This window comes from Bradyrhizobium tropiciagri, assembly GCF_018130545.1.
GTDB lineage: Bacteria > Pseudomonadota > Alphaproteobacteria > Rhizobiales > Xanthobacteraceae > Bradyrhizobium > Bradyrhizobium tropiciagri_A.
In genome coordinates, this window is the sequence record NZ_JAFCKF010000007.1 from 226,310 (window position 1) to 252,904 (window position 26,595).

23 protein-coding genes and 1 pseudogene are annotated in these 26,595 nt (G+C 61.9%); 5 read left to right on the forward strand and 19 right to left on the reverse strand.

The window, feature by feature from the left end; genetic code table 11:
* Window position 1 precedes the first annotated feature (1 nt).
* The 4 genes and pseudogenes from JQ616_RS29040 to JQ616_RS29055 form a co-directional block, all read right to left on the reverse strand.
* Window positions 2–1,224, reverse strand: a pseudogene (locus JQ616_RS29040) (ABC transporter substrate-binding protein).
* A 31-nt stretch (window positions 1,225–1,255) separates the two neighbouring features.
* Window positions 1,256–2,218, reverse strand: a complete 963-nt coding sequence (locus JQ616_RS29045) for a PDR/VanB family oxidoreductase (RefSeq protein ID WP_212020554.1) — start codon at window positions 2,216–2,218, stop codon at window positions 1,256–1,258.
* Window positions 2,219–2,252: 34 nt separating this feature from the next.
* Window positions 2,253–3,572, reverse strand: coding sequence for a Rieske 2Fe-2S domain-containing protein (locus JQ616_RS29050; RefSeq protein ID WP_212020556.1), 1,320 nt, complete (start codon window positions 3,570–3,572; stop codon window positions 2,253–2,255).
* The gene (locus tag JQ616_RS29055; RefSeq protein ID WP_249137402.1) at window positions 3,550–3,918 is read right to left on the reverse strand and encodes a type II toxin-antitoxin system HicB family antitoxin; all 369 of its coding nucleotides are present in this window, start codon (window positions 3,916–3,918) and stop codon (window positions 3,550–3,552) included. The genes JQ616_RS29050 and JQ616_RS29055 overlap by 23 nt, the downstream gene beginning before the upstream one ends.
* A 204-nt stretch (window positions 3,919–4,122) precedes the next feature.
* Here JQ616_RS29055 and JQ616_RS29060 point away from each other — a divergent pair, with 204 nt between their 5' ends.
* Window positions 4,123–4,611, forward strand: a complete 489-nt coding sequence (locus JQ616_RS29060; protein ID WP_212020558.1) for a MarR family winged helix-turn-helix transcriptional regulator — start codon at window positions 4,123–4,125, stop codon at window positions 4,609–4,611.
* Window positions 4,612–4,651: 40 nt separating this feature from the next.
* Here the strand turns inward: JQ616_RS29060 and JQ616_RS29065 are convergent, their stop codons facing one another.
* The 7 genes from JQ616_RS29065 to JQ616_RS29090 form a co-directional block, all read right to left on the reverse strand.
* Entirely contained in the window at window positions 4,652–5,887 is a 1,236-nt protein-coding gene (locus JQ616_RS29065; RefSeq protein WP_212020560.1) for a cytochrome P450, read from the reverse strand.
* Between the two features lie 20 nt (window positions 5,888–5,907).
* Window positions 5,908–6,504, reverse strand: coding sequence for a zinc-binding dehydrogenase (locus JQ616_RS39450; protein ID WP_249137404.1), 597 nt, complete (start codon window positions 6,502–6,504; stop codon window positions 5,908–5,910).
* A 6-nt stretch (window positions 6,505–6,510) separates the two neighbouring features.
* The gene (locus JQ616_RS39455) at window positions 6,511–7,032 is read right to left on the reverse strand and encodes an alcohol dehydrogenase catalytic domain-containing protein (RefSeq protein ID WP_249137406.1); all 522 of its coding nucleotides are present in this window, start codon (window positions 7,030–7,032) and stop codon (window positions 6,511–6,513) included.
* 29 nt (window positions 7,033–7,061) lie between these two features.
* A complete protein-coding gene (locus JQ616_RS29075; RefSeq protein WP_212020561.1) occupies window positions 7,062–8,270 on the reverse strand; it encodes a CaiB/BaiF CoA transferase family protein in 1,209 nt (402 codons plus the stop codon).
* 11 nt (window positions 8,271–8,281) lie between these two features.
* A complete protein-coding gene (locus JQ616_RS29080; RefSeq protein ID WP_249137408.1) occupies window positions 8,282–10,330 on the reverse strand; it encodes an acyl-CoA dehydrogenase family protein in 2,049 nt (682 codons plus the stop codon).
* Window positions 10,331–10,529: 199 nt separating this feature from the next.
* The gene (locus JQ616_RS29085) at window positions 10,530–11,339 is read right to left on the reverse strand and encodes an enoyl-CoA hydratase/isomerase family protein (protein WP_349630059.1); all 810 of its coding nucleotides are present in this window, start codon (window positions 11,337–11,339) and stop codon (window positions 10,530–10,532) included.
* 61 nt (window positions 11,340–11,400) lie between these two features.
* Complete coding sequence (locus tag JQ616_RS29090; protein ID WP_212020565.1) at window positions 11,401–12,180, reverse strand: FadR/GntR family transcriptional regulator; 780 nt, start codon at window positions 12,178–12,180, stop codon at window positions 11,401–11,403.
* Window positions 12,181–12,212: 32 nt separating this feature from the next.
* On the opposite strand from JQ616_RS29090, the gene JQ616_RS29095 reads away from it, so the two are divergent.
* Window positions 12,213–13,484 (forward strand): acyl-CoA dehydrogenase family protein, encoded by a 1,272-nt coding sequence (locus JQ616_RS29095; RefSeq protein WP_249137410.1) that lies wholly within the window; start codon window positions 12,213–12,215, stop codon window positions 13,482–13,484.
* 84 nt (window positions 13,485–13,568) lie between these two features.
* The gene (locus JQ616_RS29100) at window positions 13,569–14,735 is read left to right on the forward strand and encodes an ABC transporter substrate-binding protein (protein ID WP_433996016.1); all 1,167 of its coding nucleotides are present in this window, start codon (window positions 13,569–13,571) and stop codon (window positions 14,733–14,735) included.
* Between the two features lie 65 nt (window positions 14,736–14,800).
* On the opposite strand, the gene JQ616_RS29105 is transcribed toward JQ616_RS29100, so the two are convergent.
* Entirely contained in the window at window positions 14,801–16,033 is a 1,233-nt protein-coding gene (locus JQ616_RS29105) for an ABC transporter substrate-binding protein (RefSeq protein ID WP_249137414.1), read from the reverse strand.
* Between the two features lie 688 nt (window positions 16,034–16,721).
* Here JQ616_RS29105 and JQ616_RS29110 point away from each other — a divergent pair.
* Window positions 16,722–17,468, forward strand: a complete 747-nt coding sequence (locus JQ616_RS29110) for a TetR/AcrR family transcriptional regulator (RefSeq protein WP_212020568.1) — start codon at window positions 16,722–16,724, stop codon at window positions 17,466–17,468.
* A gap of 136 nt (window positions 17,469–17,604) precedes the next feature.
* Here the strand turns inward: JQ616_RS29110 and JQ616_RS29115 are convergent, their stop codons facing one another.
* The 6 genes from JQ616_RS29115 to JQ616_RS29140 form a co-directional block, all read right to left on the reverse strand.
* Window positions 17,605–18,078, reverse strand: coding sequence for a VOC family protein (locus tag JQ616_RS29115; RefSeq protein ID WP_212020570.1), 474 nt, complete (start codon window positions 18,076–18,078; stop codon window positions 17,605–17,607).
* A 4-nt stretch (window positions 18,079–18,082) separates the two neighbouring features.
* Complete coding sequence (locus tag JQ616_RS29120; protein ID WP_283812681.1) at window positions 18,083–19,267, reverse strand: ABC transporter substrate-binding protein; 1,185 nt, start codon at window positions 19,265–19,267, stop codon at window positions 18,083–18,085.
* A gap of 108 nt (window positions 19,268–19,375) precedes the next feature.
* Window positions 19,376–21,031: an acyl-CoA synthetase gene (locus JQ616_RS29125; RefSeq protein ID WP_212020574.1), complete on the reverse strand. Its 1,656-nt coding sequence runs from the start codon at window positions 21,029–21,031 to the stop codon at window positions 19,376–19,378.
* A gap of 107 nt (window positions 21,032–21,138) precedes the next feature.
* Window positions 21,139–22,194, reverse strand: a complete 1,056-nt coding sequence (locus tag JQ616_RS29130; RefSeq protein ID WP_349630060.1) for a phosphotransferase family protein — start codon at window positions 22,192–22,194, stop codon at window positions 21,139–21,141.
* Entirely contained in the window at window positions 22,191–22,937 is a 747-nt protein-coding gene (locus JQ616_RS29135) for an SDR family NAD(P)-dependent oxidoreductase (RefSeq protein WP_249137416.1), read from the reverse strand. The genes JQ616_RS29130 and JQ616_RS29135 overlap by 4 nt, the downstream gene beginning before the upstream one ends.
* A 7-nt stretch (window positions 22,938–22,944) precedes the next feature.
* Window positions 22,945–24,249, reverse strand: a complete 1,305-nt coding sequence (locus JQ616_RS29140; RefSeq protein WP_212020575.1) for an acyl-CoA dehydrogenase family protein — start codon at window positions 24,247–24,249, stop codon at window positions 22,945–22,947.
* 146 nt (window positions 24,250–24,395) lie between these two features.
* Here JQ616_RS29140 and JQ616_RS29145 point away from each other — a divergent pair, with 146 nt between their 5' ends.
* Window positions 24,396–25,397, forward strand: coding sequence for a LysR family transcriptional regulator (locus JQ616_RS29145; RefSeq protein ID WP_212020577.1), 1,002 nt, complete (start codon window positions 24,396–24,398; stop codon window positions 25,395–25,397).
* A gap of 67 nt (window positions 25,398–25,464) precedes the next feature.
* Here the strand turns inward: JQ616_RS29145 and JQ616_RS29150 are convergent, their stop codons facing one another.
* Window positions 25,465–26,592: an acyl-CoA dehydrogenase family protein gene (locus JQ616_RS29150; RefSeq protein WP_212020578.1), complete on the reverse strand. Its 1,128-nt coding sequence runs from the start codon at window positions 26,590–26,592 to the stop codon at window positions 25,465–25,467.
* Window positions 26,593–26,595 lie beyond the last annotated feature (3 nt).

Genomic DNA, 26,595 nt, shown 5'->3' on the forward strand with positions numbered 1-26,595 from the left:
GTCAATTGCCCTTGGCCTGCTCGACCATCGAACATCCGCCCTGGTCGATCGGGCGGAATGCATCGGGTCCGCTCGGGACGCCGACATTGTCGAGAAGGTCCCATTTGCCTTTCGACGCCTTCGGCTCCTTCACCTTGAAGATGTACATGTTGTGGATGGCGCGGCCGTCCGCCCGCACCACGACCGGGCCGAACAGCGCGTCGTCGATGGGCTGCTCCTTCATCCTGCGAATGACCGCCTGCGCGTCGTTGGTTCCCGCGGCCAATGCGGCATTCAGATAGGCCAGCACGGAAGAATAGACGCCGACGTGAAACGCCGTCGGCGACTGGTCATGCTGGCGCGCGCTGAATTTCGCCGACCAGGCCCGGCTCGCTCGTTGAGGTCCCAATAGAACGGCTGGGTGATGATGAGCCCCTGCCCGACCGCAAGCCCGCTGGCCTCGACGTCGTTCGTGGTCGTCAGCATCGCGGCGAAGGTCAGGCCCTTCTGCTTCAAGCCGAACTCGGCAGACTGCTTGATTAGGCTGACCGTATCGCCACCGGCGGTGGCGAACGCGATCACGTCGGCGCCGGAGGCATCCGCCTGCAGGATGAACGAGGCGTAATCGGCATTGTTGATGGGAACATTGACCGATCCGAGCACGGCGCCGCCGCCCGCATTGATGACCGACGCACCGTCCCGCACCATGGACTTGCCGAGCGCATTATCGGTGGCGATGAAGTACCATTTCTTGCCGCCGTGACGAACCAGGTAATTGCCGATCGTGTGCGACGCCGCCCAGGTGTCGAACGTCCACTGGATCGTGTTGGGCGAGCAGTATTTCCCGGTCAGATCGGATGATGCCGCGCTGGAAGCGATCAGCGCGGCCTTGCCGCCACGAACCACCTCATTGACGGCAAGGCCGACCGCGGAGTTCGGCACGTCGGCGACGGCGTCGACCTTCTCCTGCTCGATCCAGCGACGGGCGATCGCCGCCCCGACATCCGTCTTGTTCTGGTGATCAGCCGAGACGATCTCCACCTTGAGGTCGGGGTGCTGCGCCATGAAGTCCTCGGCCGCCATTGTCGCCGCCGTCACGGAGTCCTCACCGGCATTGTCGGAATAGGGTCCCGACGCGTCATTGAGGATGCCGATCTTGATGGTGCGCGTCGCAGCCGCCGATGAAGGCGAAGACAGGCCGGCGAGGAGCAAGGCTATTCCGGCAACGCTTAAAGCGACTTTCATGTTTCCACCCTGTTGACGAACTTTGTTATTCTTAGAGGTCCAGCACCAGCGTGCCCGACCTCGCGCCCGAGCAGCAGATCATCATTGTCTTGTTGGATGCCTTCTCGTCTGTGCTGAGAAACTGGTCGCGATGATCCGGGATGCCTTCGAGCACACGCGTCTCGCAGGTGCCGCAGACCCCCTCCGAGCAGGCATGGTTGGCCGCGATCCCGGCCTCGAGCAGCGCCTCCAGGATCGTCTTTCCGGCTTCCACCGGAATCGTCCGGTTGCTGCGGGCGAGCTTCACCTCGAAACCGCCCGCCGTCGCGGGAGCTTCGGTCGCCTGGAAATACTCGACATGCCGGTGATCCGCAGGACGACTGGCGGCCGCGGCCTCGAAAGCTTGGAGCATCGGCTGCGGTCCGCAGCAGTAGAGATGAGCCTGGGCCGGCGCCCGGTCGATGACCGCCGCAAGATCGAACAGACGCCCGGAACGCTGGTCGTCGAAGTCGAGGCATACCTTCAAGCGTCCCTTCGCCGCGAGCTCTGCGATCTCGTCGAGGAATGCCGCCCCGCGCGGCGCCCTTGCCGCATAGAACAGTTCGCAGGACCGTCCGAGGGCGTCGAGACGACGGGCCATGGACAGCAACGGCGTAACCCCGATTCCGCCTGCGATCAGGACCGAATGCTCGGCCTGCTCGCAGAGCGCAAAGTTGTTGCGGGGCTGGGACACCCTGACGATGTCACCCGCTTTCAGATTGTTGTGCAGGAAGCGCGAGCCACCCCGCCCCGCCGCGTCCTTGTTGATCGCGATCACATAGCGATGGCGCTCACGCTGATCGTTGACCAGCGAATAGCTCCGGACCATGCCGTTCGGCAGATGCACATCAATATGACCGCCGGCCGTGAAGGGATCGAGATCGCGGCCGGTCGGCGAGATCAGTTCGTAGGAATTGATCCCATCCGCCTCGTAGCTGATGCGCTTGACAAGGACGTCGAGCAACCCGTCGCTCATGGCGCGCGCCTTCGGGGGATTGGCATCGAAGGGCTCACATCTCGTATCCGAAATCAGCGCCGAGTTTGGCGCGCATGAAGGGTGCGCCGAGATCGACCCACGACTCTTCCGGCAGCAGCCGCATCGACACCGCGCGGACCATGAACACGTTGGGGTCCGTCACGCCTTTCGGCTTGGTTCCGTGGTCGCGATAGGCCCCGAGCGCCTCGAGGATGAAACGTCGGGTCATCGCGATGCCGGTGTCGCTCGAGCAGAGGTTTTCCTTCGTCCGGTCGAAGATCGCCGACACGCCGCTCTGGCAGGCCCCGTCCTGCACCCACAAGCCCGGCAGACCCGAGAACCAGGTCGTCTGCTGCGCCCGATAGTCGAACTGGAAGCCGTTCTGCGGATTGTATTTCGTCCAATAGCCCGCATAAGGCACCGTCACCGGGTGTTCGATCAGTGCATCGCGGCTGGCATGCCCGCTCTCACGACCGTTGTGCCCTTCGGAAAAGACCTGCCGGGTTTTCGGCAGCAGGGGTTGCGAGGGGTGATACGAGAACATGATGCACAGCGTGTTCTCATCGTCGATAGGCACCCAGGCATGACCGCTGAGATCCGGGAACGGCATCAGCGGCGGGACCAGCGTGTAGAACGGCAGCATGAACTGATTGACGCGCCAGTACAGCGTATTGGCATCGTAATTGCGCCGCGCCGCGATGCTCATGCCGAAGTCCTGCTTGATGCATTCGAATGTCGGACGGAGATCGCGCTTCTGTATCCAGGCGCTAGTCGTGCCCTGCGTGTCCAGGCGCCCATGCAGTAACGGCGCATGGGCGGAATCGATCTCACCCTCGACCGCCTGAAGCCAGTTGCACTCCTGCACGCGCAGCGAGACATGCACCTGCTCCTGCGGGATCAGATTCCATTCGACGTTCGGCAGCGGCGGCAGATCAGCCTGATCGGGCCCCATATAGGTCCAGATCATGCCGTTGCGCTCCCGGCACGGATATGCCTTGATCCTCATGCGCTCCTTGAGGCGGCTGCGGACCGGCTCGGCCGGCATATCCGTCGTTGCGCCCGTGACGTCGAATTTCCAGCCGTGGTAGACGCATCGCAGGCCGCAATCCTCGTTCCTCGCAAACACCATTGGCGCGCCGCGATGCGGACAGGCCTGATCGACCAGCCCGATGCGCCCCTCCGAATCCCTGAAGGCGACAAGGTCCTCTCCGAGAAGCCTGATCCGCTTTGACTGGCCGTCTTTGGTCAGGTCCGCAGAAGGCAGGAAAGGTATCCAATACAGGCGAAACAGGTCTCCAAGCGGCGTGCCTTTGCCTACCCTGACGAGCCGTTCATTGTCTTCGCGTGAGAGCATGCGCTTCCCCCTTCGATGGCGCACCGTCACCGGCCTGCTCTGTCGCACCGCCCAGAAGCGCCGCGACGCGCGCGGACAGTCCGAGATCGCGTGCGGTCCAGAGCGGATCGGCTGAAGCCAGTGGCTGGCGCGGAATGGGTGGCGTTGTCCCGGCCTCGACGAGGCCGAGGATCGTCTCGATGCGGCGCCGCTCGAGATCCCGCAGGGCTTCCTCGACCACAGCGCCTTCCGCGCTGCAGCCGGGCAGTTCGGGATAGGTCAGACGCACCAGCCACCGACCGGGTTCGGTTTCGACCGCCTCGGCTTCGAGCAGATAGGGAATCGACAGCAACTCGTGCAGATCCAAGCAGTCCTCCCCGTAGCGCGGTTCTTAATGCCTTATCTTTTGTTACGTATACGTACTACTTGCGCCAATGGCTTGCAATAGCAAATCTGGCGATGCCGGCTCTGCCCGAAGCAGCCCCCGACGCCCATTCGGCCCCGGGGTTGAGAGCCACCGGACAAGCTGCTAACGCCTAGCCGTTCTCGGAGAATTCAGGTCAAAGACGGCATGGCAGCGCCCAAGGGAAAGAGTGCGAGCGCGGTGGAGATCGCGCGCGACTGGCGCCTCGAGGGGGGCGTTGGGTTTCTGCTTCGACTGCTCGAGGCCCGCTATGACCTGCTCTACCAGGACCTGACCGGCCAAAGCGACATCACTCCCAGGCAGTTCGGCGTGTTGATCGCGCTCTATCAGGATGGTCCTCTCACCCCGTCCGCCCTCGCCGTGCGCATCAGCAGCGACCGCAACACGCTCAGCGAGATGCTTAAGCGCATGACGGCGCGCAAGCTGATCTCGAAACGAATCAACGCGGAAGACCGCCGGTCAATCCAGGTCCAGATCACCACCAAGGGCGAGGAAGCCCTTTTGGGGGTTATCCCCGCCACGGCCGAACTTCAGGACGTTCTGCTTGCGCCCCTGAGCAAGGAGGACCGCGTCCACTTCCTCAACTGCATGCTCGCGATCGCCAAGGCCGCGGCGCCTTCGTCCTCAGGGACCTGACTTCTGTCCCTGTCTTCGAGGGCGCGCCCGCACCGCGTCCCTATCGCACTGAATAACGGATCGGCAAGCGTTTCACGCCACCGAGGAACGAAGTTTCGGTCCAGGCCGAGGCGCCCGCGAGCTCGACCCGTTCGATCCTGCAGAGGAATTCGCGGAAGAAGGCCACGATCTCGGCCTTGGCAAGGTGCCGGCCAATGCAGGCGTGAATGCCGAAGCCGTAGCCGAGATGCCGGTTGGGCGACCGATCGGGAATGAACTGTAAGGGCCGATCGAAGGCTTCCTCATCCCGATTGCCTGAGGGATAGCTGAGGAGGAGGCTGTCTCCGGCCCTGATCGTCTTGCCGCGAATGTCATAGTCGGCCGTTGCGGTGCGGAAGAAGTGTTTGACCGGCGAGACCCAGCGCACCATCTCCTCCGCGGCGTCCGACAGGAGCTCGGGGTCGCGCTGTAGGCGGGCCATCGCATCGGCATTCTCGATCAAGGCCAGCAGGCCGCCGGCGATCGTTGCGCTCGTCGTGTCGTGTCCCGCGCTCGCGAGCGCGACATAGTAGGAATAGGCCTCGAAATCCTCGATCGGCCGGCCGTCGATCTCGGACGTTGCGATCACCGTAGCCACGTCGTCCTGCGGGTTCTTCCGTCTCTCCCGCGCGACGTCCTTGAAATAGTCGACATAGGCGATGGTAGCGTCGATCAGGTCAGAGCCCTTCTGCATCTCCGGATCGCCGCCGCCGAAATAGGCCTGGGTGATCTTGAGCAGGCGTTCCTCGTCGTTGCGCGGCAGGCCGAGGATGGTCATCAGGACCCGCAAGGGATAGTAGATCGCGATATCATTGTAGAAATCGCACTGGTTGCCCATCGCCACCAGACGATCGACGCTCTCCTTCGCCAGCGCCGCCATGCGCTCGGACAATGTGCGGATGTGCCGGGGCTGAAACCAGGCGTGGGTGAGCTTCTGATACTTGCCGTGATCGGGATTATCCATCTGCGGCAAGGCCCGGACCAGCATGGGCTTGCCGCTCATCGCCTCCCTCACCTTGCTCTCGAAATCGATGCTGAGAAGCTTGGTTCGCGGCGCGTTGATGAAGCGATCGGCCTGGCGCTCGATTTCGATGATGTCGGCGTATTTGGTAATGGTCCAGAACGGACGATACCCTTGAGGTTGCGTCCAATGGACCGGATCGTCGCGCCGCAGTTCGCCGAAGAGCCGGTGCTGCAGACCGACATTGCCGTAGGTTCTGTGATCGGCGATTGCATTATCCGTTGCGATGTCGAGCATCGTTCCTCCTCCCTGCTTGTTTAATGTCTTGTTAGGCGCTCCCAATCCCCGCCATGGTCAGAAACGGGCTTGACCACGCGACCGCTGTCGAGGTCGTCAACGGCCTCGTTGATCCCTGCGAGCGGATAAGTCTTGACGAATTTGTCGAGCGGCAAGCGGCCCTCGCGGAAGAAGCCGATCATGCGAGGAATGAACAGCTGTGGATTTGCATCGCCCTCGACCACGCCGCGGATGGAGATTCCCCGCCCGACTACCACACTGGCTTCGGCCGCATACATCGTTCCCCGAGGTGGGGCCGCGACCTGCGCGCTGACGCCTCGCGCGCGCAGGGAATTGACCGAGCTTGCCACGGCCGCCGGCACGCCCGTCGTGTCGAGTGAAAAATGCGCACCACCCTGCGTGAGATCGGCGATCTCCGCCGCTGGATTCTCCGCACCGCCATGCACCGCATGCGTCGCGCCCAGCTCGCGCGCAACGCGCAGCCGCTCCGGCACGACATCCACGGCGATGATGGTCGAGCAGCCGACGATCCGAGCGGCGATGATGGCGGACAGGCCGACCGCGCCGACGCCGAACACCGCAATCGAGGTGCCTGCCCGTGGCCGCAGCACGTTCATGACCGATCACATGCCGGTCTGGATTCCGCATCCGAGTGGCGCAAGAAGGTCCAGCGGCAGATCGGCATCGACCTTGACGATGTTCCTGGTGGTGGCGATCGCGTGGGTCGCGAAGGCGGATTGCGCGAAGAAATGACCGCCGAGCTCGCTCCCGCCCCGTGACAGCGCGGAGCCGCCGGGCCTGCTTCCGAACAGATTGATGGCGCGAAAATGATCGCAATAGCCGAACGCGCCGTCGCTACAATTGGCGCACTCGCCGCAGGAGCCGAAGCTCATGAGGACGTGGTCGCCGGGCCGGACCGACGTCACGCCGGGGCCGACCTGCTCGATCACGCCCGCGCCTTCATGGCCCAGAACCTTGGGCATCTGCACCGGAATGTGCCCATACTTGACCGCCAGATCGGTGTGACAGATGCCGCAGGCGTGCACCCGGACCAGGACTTCGCCGGCGCGCGGCGCCGAGAGTTCGCAAGGGACGATCTCGAAGGGATCGCGCGGCCCATGTGCGATTGCGGCGAGGATCTTCATGGACGGTGGCCTCCGCGCGCTAACGTGAACTAGCCTTTCGACCGGGCGCTGACGCTTCCAAACACTCCGGCGCCAGCAAGGCCGGCAATCGCCTCGCCGGACAGGCCGAGGACCCGGGACAGCAGTTCGTCGCGGTGGGCACCGACAGCGGGGATCTCCCGCCGCATGGCGGTCGATCCGGACGACATCTTCCAGGGCGCATTGACGCCCAGGAATTCCCCCGCACGATCCGCAATCGTCGCAAATGCGCCGCGCTGAAGGAGATGCGGGTCGGTCAAGGCGGCTCCCGGATCGCGATATTCGGCACTGGGAACGCCGGCCTTGTCGAGGGCAGCCATGCATTCCCGCACCGTATGCTGCTCGGACCATTTCTCGACGACCTGCATCATCGCGCTCCAGTTGGCCGCGCGGCCCGGCACCGTCTTAAAGCGCGGGTCGTTCGCGAGATCGCCCTGCCCCGTCACCTCGCACAGCGCGGCGAAATTGCGCGGCGTAATCGGCGCAACCAGGATGTCGCCGTCGGAAGCCCGGATCGGACCATAGGCGGCGCGCGGCGCCTGCGGGGCGAACTGCGCTTCCTGCAATTCGTAGACGAGCAGGTTGAGCATGCAGTCCATCAGGGCGACGTCGATCCTTTGGCCTGTCCCCGTTCGCGCGCGCTGGACCATGGCGGTCTGGATCGCCGAATAGCCGAAGATCCCGCCGAGCACGTCCGCAACGAAAACGGCCCCCGCCGCCGGCCGGTCGCGATCGCCCGCATACCGCATCAGCGAGCGGTCGAAGCCGCTCTCGGCATGAACGATCATGGCGTAGGCGGCGCGCTCGGCGGCCGGTCCCGTTTGCCCGTAGCCCGAGATCGAGCAGTAGATCAGGCGCGGATTGATCGCGCGCAGCGCCTCGTAGCCGAGGCCAAGCCGGTCCATCACGCCCGGCCGGAAATTCTCGACCAGGATATCGGACTCCTTGACCAGCCGGCGAACCAGTTCGATCGCCTCGGGATTTTTCAGGTCGAGCGCAAGGCTGCGCTTGCCCGCATTGAGCTGGCCGAAATAGGCACTCTGGCCGCCCCGCAACGGGGCCCGCAGACGCATATTGTCACCCTCGGGCGGCTCGATCTTGATGACCTCCGCGCCGGCATCGGCGAGCAGCCTCGCGCAATAGGGGCCGGCCAGCATGATCGAGAAGTCGAGCACGCGGACGCCCTCGAGCGGCGGATTCGTGGTCTCCTGCGGTTGCATGCGGTCACTCCCTATTTTGGCAGCCCGAGCGCTCGTTGAGCGATTAGGCTGCGCTGGATCTCGTTGGTGCCGATGCTGATCACCCACATCAGCGAATGACGCAGGTTCTGCTCGAAACGGCCGTTGTCGATCGCGCCAGGCATCTGCTCCGACAGCGTCGCCCTCGCGCCGAGGATGTCGAGGGCCGCCTCGCCGAAGCGCTCCATCAGCTCCCCGGAGAACACCTTGCTGATCGCGCCGTATTCCGGCGGTGTCATGCCATCCGCGGCAAGCTCGGCGCAATGCATCATCAATTGACGCCCGATCTCGATCTCTGCAGCCAGCGACGCTATCCTGTCACGCACGATGGGATCGTCGCTGAGCGCCATTCCCGCAGCGTCCCTCTCCATCACGTGCCCGCGCAGCTGCTCGAAGGCGTGAGCGACCTGCAGGACGATACCGCCCCCGACCAGCCCGCGCTCAAAGGCGAGCGCGCCGGTCAGGACCTTCCAGCCCCCATTGACCTCGCCGACGAGGTTTTCCTGGGGAGTGCGGACGTTGTCGTAGAAGATGTTGGCGAAGGAGCCGTCATACATCGTGGTGGCCGGCCGGACCGTGATGCCCTCGGCGTTCATGGGCACGATGAACATGCTGATGCCGGCGTGCGGCGGCCTGGCGTCCTTGTCGGTACGCGCGGCCAGGAACATGTATTTGCCCCACCAGGTCGTGGTCCAGATCTTCTGGCCGTTGATGACCCAGTGATCGCCATCGCGCACCGCGCTGGTGCGCAGCGCCGCGAGATCCGAGCCGGCCTGCGGTTCGCTGTATCCCATCCCATGCATGGCCTCGCCGCGCAGGATTTCGGGCAGATATCGCTGCTGCAGCTCGGGCGTCCCGAACATCATCAGGGCATTGGCCTGGATCGCGGCGCCGATGCGCGGCGCTTCGCCCCGCTCTATCGTCTCCATGAACGCGATCTGCTCGAGCGGCGAACGGGCCTGGCCGCCGAACTGCCGGGGCCAGCCGAGACCGATCCAGCCCGTCTTGCCGATCTCGCGCGCGAACTCGGCATCGAACTCGCGCTTGGCGAACGGCTTGCGATCGAATTCGGCCTTCCGGTCGCCCGACCAATGCTGCTCCAGCCAATCCTTCACCTGCGCGCGCAGCGAATTGCCCGCCGGGCCAAGATCATATTCGGGCAGGCCCGGACTGCCGGGCTCCAGCAACGCGGATGCCAGCCATTTCTTCGCCGGAGCTGCCCCGCCCAGCATGACGGTGTCGAGATGCACCCGCTTGAAATGCAGCGGAGCTTCGTGCTCATCGGCATAACCGATCGCGCCGAAGGCGTGATGCGTTTCCAGCGCGACGCGCCGCAAGGCATCGCAGGCAAAGGCGACTGCCGCATGGGCGAAGTAGCGCCAATCGCGATCCCCGAAATCGTGAAGCCTGGCCGCATGATCAATGATCAGCCGCACCCCTTCCAGGGCAATGAAGCCATTGGCAAGCTTGTGCTGAATGGCCTGGAAGCGGCCGATCGGCTGGCCGAACTGATGCCGTTCCTTGGCATAGTCGGTGGCGAGCTCGAACGCACGCTGGGCGGCACCGTGGGCTCGCGCCGTCAGCGCCAGCTTTCCCCTCAGCAAGAGATCGTCGAGTACGCCCAACTCGATCGCGACGAGGCTGATCGGCGCCGAACTGAGACGCACCTCGCAAGCCCCCCAGGCACCCATGGCCCTCGTTGGGATAATTGCGACACCGGCAGCATCCAGCGCCACGAGGCCCAGGAGCGCGGGGTCAATGGCAACGAGGACATGCGTGCAGCTGTCTGCGGCTTCCACGAGCCGGAGCACCCCGTCCGCTCTGCCCTCCCGAACCCGGATTGCGCCGGCGCCCGCATCGGGGTCGAGCGCCCCGAACGAGAAGGCGAACCGCGCCGCACCCTCGTGCAGCTTTACCAGGCAATCTGCGGCCACTTTCGAGCTTACCGTCGAAAGCGCGAAATTGGCCAGAGCAGCCGACCACATCGGCGCCGGACACGCCGCGCGCCCTAGCTCGGCGAGCACGACCGCGATCTCGCGCAAGCCCCCTTCCTCGGGAGCGGAGCCGAGACCGGCAACGCCCTGGTCAACCAGCCTGGCCCATATCGCCGCAATGTCTTGCGGCTTGGCGCCAAGCCTGAGGCAATCGGCATCCCACTGCTCGCCGAGAAACCCGCGCAAGGAGTCCCGGAGCATTTGCCTGACCTCGTCGGTCGGAAGCTCGGTAGTGTCCATCGGCTGATCAGCCTTGGCCGAACCGGGGCTTGCGCTTTTCCTTGAACGAAATCGTCGCTTCCTTGTGATCGGCGGTCTCGAATGTCACCTGCTCGAGCGCCATGGAGGCCTCGAGCAGCATGTTCACGCGATCCTTGACGATCTGGTTTATCGACAGCTTGGTCCAGCGGATCGCCCAGGTCGGACCGTTCGCCAGCTCGATCGCGATCTCCCGCGCCTTAGCCAGCACTTCGGCCCGCGGCGCGACGTGATTGACGAGGCCGATCCGCTCGGCCTCCTTTCCCTTCAGCAGGGTGCCGCGAATGAGGAATTCCTTGGCCTTGTTGATGCCGACGAGCAACGGCCAGATCACGGTGCCACCGTCTCCGGCCACGAGCCCGACCCGCGACACGTGGGTGTCGCCGATGCGCGCATCCTCCGCCATGACCGTGATGTCACAGAGCAGCGCATGGGTCGCGGCAAGGCCGATGGCATCGCCGTTGATGGCGGCGACGATCGGCTTGTCAAGCTCGAGCTGCCGCGTCACGCCGCGGCGGCTGATCATGGGGTCGTGGACCTCGCCCTCCTCCAGCACGTCGCCGCCCGGCCGCTCCGACATCGCCTTGACGTCGCCGCCGACGCTGAAGAACTCTCCCGCCCCGGTCAGCACCACGACATTGACGGCATGGTCGTCGGCAAGATCGTCCCAGATCGTGCGGAGTTCCCGGATCAGCTTCTGATTGATGGCATTGCGGGCCTGCGGCCGATTCAGGGTCACCGTCGCGACCTTGTCGGCGACGTCCACGGTCAGGCACTCGTACTTCGCATATCGGGACACGTCTTCCTCCATTCGTTTTTCTTCATTGAATGCCGGCGTTCGGCCGGACCTGCAGTTTTCGTCACTTCATGCCGGAATTGATCTCCGCCAGGGCAATCTGAAGCGACATCGCGCCGGGATCCTGCTCGAGCATCTTCTGGACCGCGCCCAGATGGTTGCGCATCAACCGGGCTGCCGCGGCGACATTCCGCTCCCGAAGCGCCGCCAGGAATTGCCGGCGCCGCTCCCCCAGCCGCGTCATCGCAACGCCGCTGGACGCGACCTTGGCGTAAACGAACCGCATGTGGATCTCGGTGACCGCATCGGTAATCATGGCGATCACCTTGTTGCCGCAGGCAAGGCCGAGCAGCTTGTAGAACTCCCGAGCGCACTCCACCCGCTCCAGCAGCCGGCCCTCGCGGGTGAACAGCTCCGTCCGCTCGACGTTGGCCTGCAACGCCTCGAAATCCGCCTGCCGTGCGTTCGCGCAGGCAAGTCGCACCACGAGGTCGAGCACCTGAACGCGCGCTTCCGACAACTCGCGGATCGAGATCGTCCCGAGGCTCAGCATGTCGCGCATGACCACGTTCATGCGGCTGGTGTCGCCCTCCTGAACGAAGGCACCCCCCTTGACGCCCTTCTGCAGCCGCAGCACGCCCGCCATCTCCAGACTGCGCAGCGCTTCGCGAAGCACGTTACGGCTGACGCCGAGCTGCTGCGCCAGATCGCGCTCGGGGGGCAGCTTGTCGCCCGGCTTGAGCGCCCCGCGCGCGAGCTGCTCGCGAATGCGATCGCAGATTTCCTCGAAGGCGCGCCGCGTGTGAATCGGGCGAAACGCCACGGGGGCCGGCGATCCCGCCATGCGATGATCCGAAGCTCGCTCGCGACGCTGGGATGGCGCAGCGCGGCCTCGGCCGTTTTTCTGGGGGCTTGACTTGGTCGACATGCAATGGATTATTAAATGGATCACCCATTCAATGGAAGCCCCTTTTTGGTCTTCCCAACGAAAAGCCGACGGAGACGTTCATGAGCTTCAGCGAGGAGCAGATCGCCTTTCGCGACAGCATCCGCAGGATGGCCACCAAGCACGTGGCACCGATCGCAGCCGAGATCGACGAGACGGATCGCTTTCCCCTCGAGCTCGTGAAGCTGTTCGGCGAAATGGGATTGATGCAGCTCTGGGTCCCCGAACAATATGGCGGGCCGAACGGCAACCTGACCATGGCGTGCATCGCCCGCGAGGAAATTTCGCGATTCTCTCCAGCCTGCGCGTCGATCGCAGCTCTTAATACGATGTTCATCATGCCGCTGCTTCACTTCGGCTCGGAGGAGCAGCGCAAGAAGTACCTTCCAATCATCGCGAAAGGCGGCATCGTGACGGCGATCGCGATCTCGGAGCCGCAGGCAGGCTCGGACGTTACCGCGATCAGTACCCGCGCCAAGAAAGACGGTGATTGCTACGTGATCAACGGCCGCAAGCAATGGTGCAGCTACGGCGTGGCGGCGGACTATATCGTCGTGATGGCGCGCACGAGCGATAGTCCGGGCGCGGACGGCATCAGCGCGTTCATCGTCGAACCCAAGAATATGCCCGGCATCACGTTCGGCCGACACGAGCGCAAGATGGGTTTCCGCGGCGCGCCGAACACGCCGATCTTCTTCGATAACGTTCGGGTTCCCGTGGAAAACCTCGTCGGTGAGAAAGGCAAGGGTTTCCGCGCCTCGATGCGCGCGCTCGACCTCAACCGTCCGACGATCGGCGCCCAATCCGTCGGCCTCGCCCAGGGGGCGCTCGATGCCTGTCTCGCCTATGCGAAGGAGCGCAAGCAGTTCAGGAAGTCGATCTCGGAATTCCAGGGCGTACAGTTCATGCTTGCCGACATGGCCATGCAGATCGAGGCGGCGCGCGCCCTCGTCTATGAATGCGCGCGCGCCGGTGACGCCGGCGACTGGAAGCGGCTGAACCTGCTGGCCAGCATGGCCAAGTGCGTCGGCAGCGACATGGCCATGAAGGTGACGACCGATGCCGTCCAGATTTTCGGCGGCTACGGCTACACGATGGACTACCCCGTAGAGCGCATGATGCGCGATGCCAAGCTGACGCAGATCTTCGAGGGCACCAACCAGATCCAGAAAATGGTCATCGCGCGCGAACTTCTACGATAAGAGACTGCAAAACAAACAAACCGGGAGGATATGGTCTTGAACAGCCATTTCGGGCGCGCCTTGGGCGTGATCGCCGCATCAGCGATGCTGGATTCGACACAGCTGCATGCGGAAAAGGCCTACGGGCCGGGTGTCAGCGATACCGAGATCAAGCTCGGCCAGTCAACGCCTTTGAGCGGTCCAGCATCGGCGTTCGGCGCCGGTGCGGTGCGCGCCGTCGTCGCCTATTTCGAGATGCTCAATGAGCAGGGCGGAATCAACGGGCGCAAGATCAGCTTCACGCAGCTCGACAACGCCTACAGCGCCCCCAAAGCGGTCGAGCAGTCGCGCAAGCTCGTCGAGGATGTCGGCGTGCTTGCCGAAGTGGGCACCATCGGCACCGCGCCGAACGTTGCAACTCAGAAGTACCTGAATTCGAAACAGGTCCCGCAGCTATTCATCACCGCCGGCGGACGTCGGTTCAACGATCCCAAGAACTTCCGCTGGACCGTGCCGCTCTATCCCGATTTCGAGACCGAGGGACGGGTCATCGCGAAGTATCTGCTGAAGACCAGGCCGCAGGCCAAGATCGGCGTCCTCTACCAGAACGACGACTACGGGAAGGACTATCTGAAAGGCCTGCGTGCCGGACTCGGCGACAAGGCATCGCAGATCGTTCTCGAGGTATCCTACGAACTCGCTGACCCCACAGTCGATTCGCAGATTGTCCGGCTCAAATCCTCGGGGATCGACACGCTGATCGAGCAATCGTCTTCGAAGGCGGCAGCGCAGTCGATCCGCAAAGTCAACGAACTGAATTGGCGCCCGCTGCACATCATCGGGGGATCGACCGCTTCCGTCGAAACCATCCTGAAGCCTGCGGGCCTCGAAGCCTCGAAGGGCCTCGTGACCACGCAGTTCCTCAAGCAGCCCGGCGACCCGGCTTGGGCCAATGACGACGAGGTCAGGGCCTACAAGGCGTTCCTGAAGAAATACGCCCCGTCAGTCAATCCGGACGATTATTCGGTCCTCGTGGCCTACATGAATGTCCATGCCGTCGAGCTTGTGCTGAAGAAGTGCGGCGACGACCTCACGCGTGAAAACCTCGTCCGTCAGGCCACGCCGCTGCACGGAGAACGATTGCCGATGATGCTGCCGGGCATCTCGATCAGCACCAAGCCCGACGACTATGGAGCGTTCAAGACCCTCCGGATCGCCGTTTTCGATGGAGAAAGCTGGGGCCTCACCGGCGATCCCATGTCGGCCGAATGAAGCGCTCGAAACTATCGACGCGGGCGAGAGCTGAAGCTCTCGCCCTTTCCGTTTCAATCAGGCAATCACGAGGCCTTCTCGTCAAGATCGACCATATCGCCCACCGGATTCCAGTTGGCCCCATCGAAGCGCGTGATCCGCAGGTTGTGGACGGCTCGGTAGTCCGACGACGTATTGTGGACCTTGACACCGTCGAGAAATAGCGGCGGGCGCTCGTCCTTGAGCGACGTCGCCTGCTTGAGGAGATTTTCGCGCGTGAGTTCGGTGCCGCATCTGCGCAGGACCTGCTCGATCATATACGCATTGTTGAACCCAGGAGTCACCGTGCTGTCATCGACGCTGACAGTCGGCATGTATTTCTTCATGAACTCCACATACGCTTTGATAGCCGGCTTGTCTTGCTGATTTGGGTCTGTCGGTATCGCCTCCCACCAGGCCGATATCAATCCCTTCGAATTGTCCAAGCCGGCTGGCGCCAACGTTCCTCCGATCGAGGCGCAGTTCGAATTGATGATGTGCAACGGCTTCCATCCGAGAGCCGCCACCTTGCGGATGCCCTGAGCCGCAAACTTCGAATAAGTCAATTGCACGAAGACGTCTGCGCCCGAACCTTTGCAATCGGCCACCTGGCTGTCGATGGTCGGCTCGGTAATTTCGTGACTGACCTCCTTGACGATCGCCGATACTTTCTCTCCGAGCCCCTGTTTCAGGCCACGAAGAAAGTCCTTGCCCAAGTCGTCGTTGACGTATTGAACGGCGATCTTCGCATCCGGCTTCTCCTTCAAAATGAAGGCACCCAGCGCTGCGCCCTGGGACACGTAGATCGGATAAAACGGCACGATCCACGGAAATTCTTTCGGATTGTTGAAGCGCTCTGCTCCCGACGTCAGAAACAGATTTGGCACCTTTTTCGCGTTGAGATATTTCTGGACCGCTGCGTTTGTAGCGGTCCCGAGAAACCCGGCAATCGCAAACACCTCTTCGGACTCAACGAGCTTTCGCGTCTGCTCGACGGCTTTTGGAGGCGAGAATGCATTGTCCAGCGAGATCAAGTTGATCTTCCGGCCGTTGATCCCGCCCTTGTCATTGATCATCTGGAAGTAGGCAGTCTGCGCCTGACCATAAAGTCCATAGCCAGAAGCCGGGCCGCTGTAGGGCGCAGTTGTCCCGAGCTTGATTTCGGTGTCGGTGATGCCAGGTGGGTAATCGTTCGCCGCTCGCGCCCTGGAATTCCGTCCCAATGCCAGTGCGCTGACGCCAAGGCCTGTGATTGCTGTCCGACGCGAGATCAACGTCATGCCCTTTTCCTCCCTGTTAATGCTTTAGATTGCACGGCAACGTCAGACGCTTCCTTCGCTGCTTGCTTCGGAGCGAACAGGTGAAGGAAGCAACCAACGGCGCGGAGCGCGGATCGCCAGCACGTTGCGCCTGCGCCCTTCGCAAATGCGCGCCCGGCGCTGCTGATCGTCCGCGTACGCCGAGCCGCTGAACGCCCACCGCACGTGCAAGCGATGGAAAGCCCTCGCGGCGCGACGCGCCCTGTCGGCATGAAGCCCCGTCTTCAGGAGCCGCCGCGAACAAACTCACGGTGCTGGTACGAAAACTGACGGCCAATCCCAACGAGCGCTCCCCCTGCGGGCTCTACAATGAGCCTCGTTCTGCAAGCACCGGTCCCGCCTAACCGGAAAGATACTTCATTTACAAACAAACCTGATTGTTTTTAACTTGACTGTCAAGCCGCCTCTCGCGACAGCCTTGACGCTGGCGGCGGGCAATTCCTGGCACTTTGCTGTTCGCATCTGCGGTCGGTCTTCGTCCCGAACGGAATATGCCTTGCGTCACCTCTTTCGGACCGGCCAAAATACGAAGCTTGTGCGCTGCAACAGGTGTCGGAACGCAAATAGTAACGTACGAGGTTTGACGTGACAGACGGGAGACCGGTATGCCGTGCAGCGCGCCGTATTGAACCACTAGAGAACGCCGTCCATGCCGAATTCTGACAAAACGTCCCGGAGCAAACATTCCCGACCGGATCGGATCGCTGCACCGGGAGGGCGGCAAAGGCTGCGTTCGCGCCGACAGGCTACCGCCGACCCGAAACATACGTCGCGCCGAACCCAAGCAGAACGCACCGAAGCGACCCGCAAGCTGTTGCTTGAAGCCGCTGTCAAGCTTATCCGCAAGAACGGGTTTGGCGGGTTACGCACCGTGGAAGTCGCGGACGAGGCGGGCGTGTCGCGCGGTGCGCTGATGCACCATTTTCCAAGCAAACACGAACTCGTCGTCGCAGTCCTGACCTACGTCAGTGAGGTTACCTTCACCAGAAGCACCCGTCGGGCTCAGTTGGCCCGCCACGATGGCGGCGATCCCATCGCCAGCGTCATAGAGGATGCTCACGACTTCTTCTTCGGCGACTACTTCTTCATAGAGCTCGCCATAGCAATGAGCGACGACAGTACCCGACGACTGAGACTTGAAACACGGCAGTTTGTTCGTCAAACACGCTTTTCGATCGAAGCCACATGGCTCGACACAATGATCTCATCCGGAATTCCGGAACGGCTCGCGCAGGATGTGCTTGCTTTGACCCTTAGCGTCGTCCGGGGCTTCTCCGTGCGCATGCTTATCGAGAATGACCCGGAGCATTTTTCGCGCCTTCTCGAGCTCTGGCGAAAGATTATCCGACAGCACATTCAGGATTCGACGCCTTCGCCAACAAGGAAGCGGACATGACGCTCAGTTGAAAATCACGAAATCGACGAAAAATAGCCGCCCAGCGGCGGCCAGTCTGGGAGATCACGACGTCTTAGCTTCCGACAAAGCTGCCCATGCAGATGCGGCGCACATCTCGTCGTCCTTGTTCGATCATCTAGGTTTCGATCGGCTCGCACATCTGGATCAAATTACCGTCCTGATCATAGAACAGGAACGAGCGAAGGATGTTTGCGCAAGACCATACGCCATCGGTTTGTGTCTTATAGCCCGCTCCGCGGACTTTTTCGAACCAGCCATCGATGTTCTTGACCTGAAGCGCCAGCTCGAGAATCCCCGTTTCTCGATAGCCAACGCGCTCGGAAGGTCGTTTTTGGAGTTTGGGCGTAGCGCATTCCTGAAGTTCGACGACCGCCCCCTCCGCTGACCAGACGATCACCATTCGTGACTTGGATCCCCTCGCGCCCAATATTTGATCCAACAGGTCACCGGAGAAGTACACGTTGGGTCCCGACGCTTGGCCATCCGGAATGGTCATATCGACCCTGACGTTGAAACCCAGAACGTCACGCCACAATCTGAGAGCTGCATCCATATCGCTTACGAACAGGGCAACGTGATGGATCTTCATGGGTCTAGCGTCCTTCGTCCAGATGCTGGCAGCCACCTTGATCGATCGGCCGCTGGATGTCTTCAGCCTTGATGGTCTGTCGCACCGTTAACAAGTCCCACTCCCCCTTGATTTCGTTCGGAGCCTTACCTTCGAGCAAATACTGGTCATTCATCAGTCGGCCATCAGAGCGAATTGTGGCGCCGGGGGCGAAAAAATCATCGAGCGGCATGGCCTTCATCTTCCGCATGACCGTCAATCCATCGACCGAATTGGCGGCCGACACAGCCTGAAGATAGTGCCTTACCGCGCTGTAGTTTCCGGCTTGCATCTCGGTTGGGTAAGCGCCACCGTTGGCTGCAGCGAAGCGCTTCGCAAAAGCCGCGGTATCTTTGTTGCGATCCCAATAAAATCCGGAGAGATACTGAAGACCTTGGGCTGCACGAGGCCCCAGGGCCTTTACATAATTCAATGCAAAAATGAACACGGCAAACTTCGTTCTGCTGCGATCGAACCCGAAATCGCTGGCCTGCTTCATGATATTAATCGGGTCGTCTCCTCCACTTGCCAAGCCCACGACTTGCGGATCCGTGGCTTTGGCCTGAAGGAGAAAGGAAGCAAAATCGGCTGTCCCGGGCGGGTGTCGAACCGCGCCCAGAGATGTCCCACCCTGGGACTGCAGCACCTTGGTCGCTTCCGTCTCCATTGTGCGCCCAAAGGAGTAGTCCGACGTCAAGAAGAACCAGTTCTTGCCGCCGTCCTGAACCGCAGCTTTTACAATTCCCTGGGCCAGCGAATACGTATCGTACAACCACAGCGCCGACGTCGCCGAGCAGGCCTTGCCGAAGAGATCGGCATTGGCCGAGCCGACGTGGACCACGACCTTGCCGCGCTCGCGCGCCAATTCCTGAACTGCAAGGGAGACGGCAGAATTCGAGAAATCAAAGGCTGCATCGACCCCGTCGACGTCGAAAGCGCGTCGTGCGAGTGCACTGGCGACGTCGGCCTTGTTCTGGTGATCGTAGGAGATCAAATCGATGGGCCGATTGCCGATCTTGCCACCGAAATCCTCGATGGCAAGACGCGCGGCAACCACGCTTCCGACGCCCGAAGCCGCGGAGTTCACTGACGACTGGTCATTCAATACAAGTATTCGAATGGCCGGCTTGTCGATTTCGGAACGTGCGGGAAGGTGACAACAGTACTGCAAAGAAGATAGCCAGAAGATATCGCATCGTCATGGTTTCACACTCGTTCAGCCAGGTTGAAGCGCGGTGGTTTGGACGATCGGGAGGAACAGCCTTTGAAGGAGGACGAACTACACGGCGACCGTCCGGCTCCGCGACAGTTCGAGATCTCGAAGCTCCTTACGCTTGACCTTTCCGCTTGCGGTTTTGGGCAGTTCGGCGACGAATTCGATACGGCGCGGATACTTGTAAGGGGCAGTCTGAGCTTTCACATGATTCTGGATTTCAAGCACGAGAGCATCGCTCGCCTTGTGGCCGTCGTGTAGGACGACGAAGGCCTTGACGACGACGCCGCGCTTTTCGTCGGGACTGGCGACCGCCGCCACCTCCCGCACGGCTGGATGCGCCATGATCACACTCTCGACCTCGGCCGGCCCGATGCGATAACCAGCGGCGTTGATCACGTCGTCCGAGCGTCCCTCGTACCAGAGGTAGCCGTCATCGTCCTTGCGCCCGAGATCCCCGGTGATCAGCCACCGCTCGCCCGCAACATTGGTCCTGTAGATCTCATCGGTCCGGACCGGATCATTCCAGTAACCGAGCATCTGGCCGTGGAACGGCACGCGTATCGCGACATGGCCGATGTGACCCGCTGTGACGGGTTGGTAGGACTCCTCGTCAATGATATCGACAGGCATACCTGGCATCGGCAAGCCCATTGAGCCCGGCTTGATCTCGGTTACCGGAAAGTTCGCCACCGACATGAAGCTCTCGGTCTGGCCGTAGGATTCGTGAATGCGCGTGCGGGTCAGTTCCATCCATCGATAGGCCGTCGGCGCGTCCAGCGCTTCGCCGGCCGTAATGGAGAGCCGCAGTTTCGATAGATCGTAATTCGCGACGTTCTCGCCGAGCATCCAGCGATATTCCGACGCTGTGGCTGCGAACAGCGTAATACCGTACTTCTCGATGAGTTGGAGCCGCACTTTTGGATCGAAGGGCCCGTCATAGATGAAGGCGCAAATGCCAGCGACCCAGGGGCCGATCAAGGTGCATGTCGCCGAGAAGGCCCACCCCGTGTCGGCGGTTCCCCAACATATATCCTCCCTCCGCTGCTCGTTCAGATCGAACCAATAGGCGGCAATCTCGAGGAAGCTGTAGGCGAAATAAGCCGAATGCGTCACCCCTTTCGGCATGCCAGTCGAGCCCGACGTGAAGTAGATGATGCCAGGATCCTTGCGGGTCATGGCCTCGGATTTTGCGCGCGGAGATGCCTCGGCCATCACCGATACGAGGTCCTCCCACCCGACCGCTTCGCCCGATCCATAGCGGACGGCAAGTCGCACGCAATCCGAGCCGAGCAAGCCGTCAAACTTGTGTGTCTCACCTTGCACGGCGATGACAGCTTTCGGCTGCGTTTGCTCGATCCTGTATTGGAGATCTTTCGGGGTCAGCATTGTCAGCGAGGGTAGCGACACCGCCCCAATCCGGAACAGCGCGATCATCGTCATTTGCCATTCCGGAATCCGGGGCAGCATGACGATGACCCGATCGCCGCGGCCAATCCCCCTGGATTTCAGGACATTGGCGATGCGCTGGGACGCCTCCGATATCTCGCGGAAGGTGAAACGACGCTCCTCGCCCCGCTCATTGGTCCAGATCAACGCCTGGCGCGTTGGGTCACTGCCGTAACCATCGATCACATCGGCATAGTTGTAGGCTGGCGGGTCCGCCGGCCGGGCGTAGTTGTTAAAATGAGCTCGATAGTCATTCATGGGCGGCAGCAGCATCGTTTCCTCCATCGCCCGGCCTTTTTGGTCCGGTGCCTCTCTGCGACCTCTTTGTCTTCCGGCAGGCGTCGAGTTGACGTCCTGCCCCGGCGACGGCCGGTTATTCGCTAGTGAGCGCGCCTCTTGCGTACCCGCAGCAAGGCCCGCTCGAAAAGCGCCAGAGTGGTTTGGTGAAGCAGATGGCCCGTCTCTGCCGGAGCCTCGCCGGCGCAAGCGCGTGCATAGGTCCCCTCCAGCAGAATGCCGAGACGAAAGCAGGCGAGAACCACATACCATTCGAGATTACGGAGGTCCCGCGTGCTGAACCTCGCATAGTGCTCCACCAGCTCTTCCGCACGTGGAAAACCGTCCCAGGGATCGACGCGAAGCACTGGCAGCTCCGGACCACCAGAATCTCGCCATGTCGCCACGATCCAGCCAAGGTCGACCAGCGGATCGCCGATGCTTGCCAGTTCCCAGTCGACGATAGCAGCGAGTTCGGGTTTGTCGCGCCGGTACATGACATTGGCGAATTGGTAGTCGCCGTGAACGATGCCTGGTGTTGAAGCGGATGGAAGATGCGCTGAGAGCCAATCAGACACTTCGTCGATGCCCGAAATGCCGATCCGCCCGGGCCAGCTTTCATATTGCTTGTAGCCCTCGAGCTGCGCATTCCAGCGGCCGACCTGCCGCGCGAGATAGCCGTCCGGATTGCCGAAGCCTTCGAGCCCGACGGCGCGATAGTCGACGCGGTGAAGTGCTTCGATGCCTTCGACCAGAGCGAAGCCCATGCGACGCCGGGCCGCGGCGCTGTCCCGGTGGGGCGACGGCAGGCCGGTCACCGCGTTAAATCCTTCCACAGGCTCCATGAGATAGAAGGTCGCGCCCAATACGTCCGTCTCATCGCACATGGCGACCAGGCGCGGATGCAGAACCGGGCTGGAGGCCAGCGCGCCAAGCAGCCGCGCCTCGCGCCGCATCGTCTCGTTGCTGTTCGGTCGCAGCGCAATTGGCGGTCTTCGCAGGACGTATGAAAGTCCTCCACGCGAAAAGCGCAAAAGCACATTCTGCGTGCCGCCACTCAACGGCGTCACATGCTCGATCGCTCCGCTGCCGAGCCCACGCGCGTCCATCCATGTCGCTAGACGACCAAAGTCGATCGGTTCGTGTGCGCGCGCGGTCACAACAACATTCCGCCGTCGGCGAGAACCGTTTGACCGGTGACGTAGCTGGCAAGCGGCGACGCCAGAAACATGGCCACGCCCGCCATCTCCTCAGGCGTACCGAAGCGGCCCATCGGGATGCGCGAGACCGCCGCCTCAGAGCGCTTGGTGTCCTCGACCGTCACGGCAGTCAACCGGGTCGGGACAAATCCCGGCGCAATTCCATTGACGCGTACGCCCTTGTCGGCCCACGCCTGGGCCAAAGTCCGCACCAGCCCCACCGCGCCGGCTTTTGACGCGTTATAAGCCGGATTCCCCCGTGTGGCATGATAGGCCGCAGAGGACGACACCACGATCATCGTGCCGCTGGTTTCCACCAGCAGCGCCTCAAATTTGTTGGCGCACGCCATGATCGAAATCAGGTTGACGTCCACGACTTGGCGAAAAGACGGAATTGCAAATTCCTGCCGGCGATAAAGAACCGAGCCTTGCGATTGGACAAGAATGTCGAGCCGATCAAAGGGTGGTTGGTATGCCTCCACAGCCCCGAAGTCCGACACGTCCATCTGCTGATAGTGCAGGCCGTCGAGATCCGAGCCCGCAATGCCCGCATAGTCGGCGGCGCGCTCCTTCGTGCCCCAAACGTGGACCGTCGCTCTATGAGCCCGGAAAGCCTGCGCGATCGCGTTGCCTATGCCGCCGCTTCCGCCGATAACCAGCGCGGTGCGACCTGACAGATCTAGGCTGAATGGCTTCGACATCATCCAACACTCAAGTCATTCCGAAATGCGCACGAGCTCTCGGCTCAGCCTTGAAGCGCACGTAATCGGGGAACATCTCGTCTCTCGGCTGCACCGTTTTGAGCAGCTCCCGTGCGACGACGCCTTTGTGAACCTCGGTCGGACCATCGGCCAAACCAATCATGAAGCTGCTCATGATGTGGCTCGCAAACGGCACATCGGTCGTCAGGCCGAGCGAACCGTGCAGGTGCAGGGCCATGCTGGCGATGTCGTTGAGCACCTTCGGCATGACCACTTTGACCGCAGAGACGTTCTGGCGAATCGCTTTCCAATCCGCGCCCTGGTCGGCCAGCCAAGCCGTCTCGAGCACCAGCAGCCGGAATTGGCGCAGTTGAATCCAGGCATCGGCAATTCGCTCCTGGACCATCTGCTGCTTCCAGAGCGGCGCGCCCTTCGTCTGCCGGGACACAACGCGTTCGCAGGTATATTCGAGGCAGCGGGTGGCCTCAGCGATCGCCCGCATTGCATGATGCAGCCTTCCGCCCCCGAGACGAACTTGCGCAACTACGAAGCCGTCCCCGCGGTCACCAAGCATATTGGCTTTGGGCACGCGAACGTCAGTCCAACGGACATGGGCGTGCTCCGGTTCAGCCTGCCCGAAATAGCCGTAGTCGCGGACGATTTCGATTCCCGGCGTCTCCGCCGGGACGATGATCATGGATTGGCGCCGATACGGGTCGTTGGCATCGGGCTCGGTAACGACCATGACGATATGAAAGGCAGCGAAGCGGGCGTTCGACGAGAACCACTTCTCGCCGTTGATCACCCACTCGTCTCCAACGAGCTTCGCCGTGCTCTGAATCTGGAGCGGGTCGGCGCCGCCCTGTGGCTCGGTCATCGCGAAACAAGACACGATTTCGTTGTCGAGCAACGGCTTGAGATAGCGCTCCTTCTGTTCCGGCGTGCCGTAATGAGCGAGAATCTCCGAATTGCCGGTGTCGGGCGCCTGCGTGCCGAATGTGATCGGGCCGAAGCGCGATCGTCCCAGCTTCTCGTTCATCAATGCAAGTTTGAGCTGACCATACCCCTTACCGCCCAGATGAGGCCCGAGGTGGCAAGCCCAGAGACCGCGAGCCCTTACCTTTGCCTGTAGCGGACGAACCAGCTTCTTGAAGCCCGTGTCGTGGATATTCCATTGGCTGCCGAGGATATAGTCGAGCGGTTCGACCTCGCGCCTAACGAAGTCGTCAATCCAATCAAGTTCCTTCTGAAACTCGGGCTCCGTCTCAAAAGACCACAAGGCGCATCCTCCGGATTTGTCGATCAGCAGGGACACATCGCCCGCAGCGACTGCAGCTTTTCAGCAGCTTGTTCGATCTAGGAGGCCATCAAAGTGCACGAGCGGTCCAATCGAAAATCTATCGCCTATTGATAATGGGATGTTATAAATTACGGCCAGTAGGCCTCGAGGTGAAGGTAGACATGGATATCGATGCAACACCCTACCGCATCTTTGTCACGTTGGCGGATGAGCTGTCCTTTACCCGCGCGTCCGCGCTCTTGAACGTCTCGCAGCCGGCCCTCTCGGCCCGCGTTCGAGAGTTCGAACGAAGGCTCGGCTTCGCCCTGTTCTCGCGCACGAGCCGTCGCGTGGAGTTAACTCCGCAAGGGCGTTTGTTCCTGCCGAACGCCAGGCGCATGGTCACGGAGGCAGCTTGGGCACACCAGGCGGCACGAGAAATTCGCGAAAACGATTTGCGCATTGGAGCGCCTTTCTACACGCTCCACATCGAGATGCGCCGAAGGCTGGTCGACCGTTTGATTGTCGACTGTCCGAAGGTGCAGTTGCGGATATTCGACAAGGCCCAGGAGCGTAACTACGCCGATTTGATCCGAAGGGAAATCGATCTGGCGCTGCTGGTCGAACCATCGGACACAAGGACGGCAGCGACCGATGCGGCCTCGCAAGCGGATTGGCCAGATGGTCTGGAGCGATTGCCGCTGGAGACCAAGCGGGCGGCGCTCCTCGTTCCTGCCGAGCATCGCTGGGCCAAGATGAAGGAGATTCCTCACAAGGAATTGAGAGATCAGAGAATTGCCATGGTCAACCGTGCGCTGGGGGCGCCTTTGACGGTCGCTCTTAGCCGCTGCTTGCTGGAGGCCGGCGCCAAGCTCGTTCGCCCTCCCGAAGCGCACGCCATCGCGGTCGAGCGCTTCGGCCTGCTCACGGGAGTTCCAGCCGTGACATTGGGATGGTTCGATACCCATCGGATCACAGGGCAACGAAATGGAGTCGTCCGGCAGATCGAGGGGATGAACTTCAGCACGACCCTTTCGCTGATACGTTTGCAAGGGGATCAACGCCCCTCTGCAGCGATGGTCTGGGACATGGTCCGGATGGAGCAGCAGGGGACATCCGGGAGGCCGGGTCAACGACAAGCTCGCAAGGTGCTATCCACGCGAACTCGTCGCTCTGACCGATGAACAGTTGCGCTCCACCCTTACACTTGAGGTCCGACGATGCTGCCGGCTTCAGGCACCTGCCCGCGGGCTAAGCCGAGAGCAACTCCGGCGTTTTTTCCAGCAGCCGGACGACCTGATCGCGTTGATGGCGCGGCGCACCGAGCAACTCGGCATTGCTACGCGCACGCTTGTAATACAGATGATTCTTCATTTCCCAAGTGAAACCGATGGCTCCGAAGACCTGAATGTTGCGGTAAGTCACATCTCGATAAGCGGCGCTGGCGTAGCTTTGTGCCATTGCCGCCGCAAGCGAAGCCCGCTTATCCCCTTCGCCCAAAGCCCAGGCCGCAAAGTGGACCCCGGCCGTGGCGCATTGATCCAAGCCGGCAAGTTCGGCAAGTTGATGCTTGATCGCCTGAAATGCGCCGATGGGCTTGCCGAATGCAACCCGCTCCTTGGCATATTCGACGGTATCCGCGAGCACCTTCTGAATGCCGCCAGCGCTTTCCGCAGCAAGCACCAGATAGAGCCGGTCCCGAATCCATGGCCAAGTGTCGTCATCGCTTTGAGACAGCGGTTCTGCTGAAACGTTGTTGTACGAGACGGCGCAGACCTGCCGCGTGATATCGCGCCACTCGAGAACATCGACAGTCACATTCCTGTCGCCACGGTCGACCAGGAAGAATTGTCCCTTGTCTTTAGTTCGAGCCAGCACGACGATCTTGTCGGCGGCGTCCGCATCGACCACAAAGGCGTTCCTGCCGGAAACGACCCATCTGCCGTCGCGTTGGACCGCCTTGACGTCGGAATGTGCCCCGTCCGCCGTACCGTTTGCACAGGTGACCGCGAGCGCCAACCTCAAGCGCCCGGCGGCGACCTCACCGAGGAGCAGCTTCTTCTGATCCTCCGACCCTGCCTTCTCGACGGCCCATGCGCCGGCCAGCGTGCCGAACAACGGTGCGGCGGCGAGCGATCGTCCAATCTCGCCCATCACCATCGCCAAATCGAGGTACGTCATTCCCAAGCCGCCGTAAGCTTCAGGCACAACGATGCCGGGCCAGCCGAGCTCGACCATTTTGTTCCACATGCCGTCATATCCGGCCTGTGCGACGGTGGCTCCCGGTACGAGCAATTTCGACAGCTCCGCTTCCTTTGACAGGAACGCGCGGGCGTTATCGCGCAAGGCCTCGTGCTCTTCGTTGAGTGAAAAATCCATTGA

Coding starts and splice junctions, on each gene's coding strand:
- JQ616_RS39450 (WP_249137404.1), bottom strand. CDS start 6,504: ATGAACGTGCTGCGGCCACGGGCAGGCACCTCGATTGCGGTGTTCGGC.
- JQ616_RS29065 (WP_212020560.1), bottom strand. CDS start 5,887: ATGCTCGACATCGCAACGGATAATGCAATCGCCGATCACAGAACCTAC.
- JQ616_RS39455 (WP_249137406.1), bottom strand. CDS start 7,032: ATGAAGATCCTCGCCGCAATCGCACATGGGCCGCGCGATCCCTTCGAG.
- JQ616_RS29090 (WP_212020565.1), bottom strand. CDS start 12,180: ATGGCGGGATCGCCGGCCCCCGTGGCGTTTCGCCCGATTCACACGCGG.
- JQ616_RS29060 (WP_212020558.1), top strand. CDS start 4,123: ATGGCAGCGCCCAAGGGAAAGAGTGCGAGCGCGGTGGAGATCGCGCGC.
- JQ616_RS29105 (WP_249137414.1), bottom strand. CDS start 16,033: ATGACGTTGATCTCGCGTCGGACAGCAATCACAGGCCTTGGCGTCAGC.
- JQ616_RS29145 (WP_212020577.1), top strand. CDS start 24,396: ATGGATATCGATGCAACACCCTACCGCATCTTTGTCACGTTGGCGGAT.
- JQ616_RS29150 (WP_212020578.1), bottom strand. CDS start 26,592: ATGGATTTTTCACTCAACGAAGAGCACGAGGCCTTGCGCGATAACGCC.
- JQ616_RS29050 (WP_212020556.1), bottom strand. CDS start 3,572: ATGCTCTCACGCGAAGACAATGAACGGCTCGTCAGGGTAGGCAAAGGC.
- JQ616_RS29045 (WP_212020554.1), bottom strand. CDS start 2,218: ATGAGCGACGGGTTGCTCGACGTCCTTGTCAAGCGCATCAGCTACGAG.
- JQ616_RS29135 (WP_249137416.1), bottom strand. CDS start 22,937: ATGATGTCGAAGCCATTCAGCCTAGATCTGTCAGGTCGCACCGCGCTG.
- JQ616_RS29115 (WP_212020570.1), bottom strand. CDS start 18,078: ATGAAGATCCATCACGTTGCCCTGTTCGTAAGCGATATGGATGCAGCT.
- JQ616_RS29110 (WP_212020568.1), top strand. CDS start 16,722: ATGCCGAATTCTGACAAAACGTCCCGGAGCAAACATTCCCGACCGGAT.
- JQ616_RS29095 (WP_249137410.1), top strand. CDS start 12,213: ATGGCGCAGCGCGGCCTCGGCCGTTTTTCTGGGGGCTTGACTTGGTCG.
- JQ616_RS29075 (WP_212020561.1), bottom strand. CDS start 8,270: ATGCAACCGCAGGAGACCACGAATCCGCCGCTCGAGGGCGTCCGCGTG.
- JQ616_RS29100 (WP_433996016.1), top strand. CDS start 13,569: ATGCTGGATTCGACACAGCTGCATGCGGAAAAGGCCTACGGGCCGGGT.
- JQ616_RS29125 (WP_212020574.1), bottom strand. CDS start 21,031: ATGCTGCTGCCGCCCATGAATGACTATCGAGCTCATTTTAACAACTAC.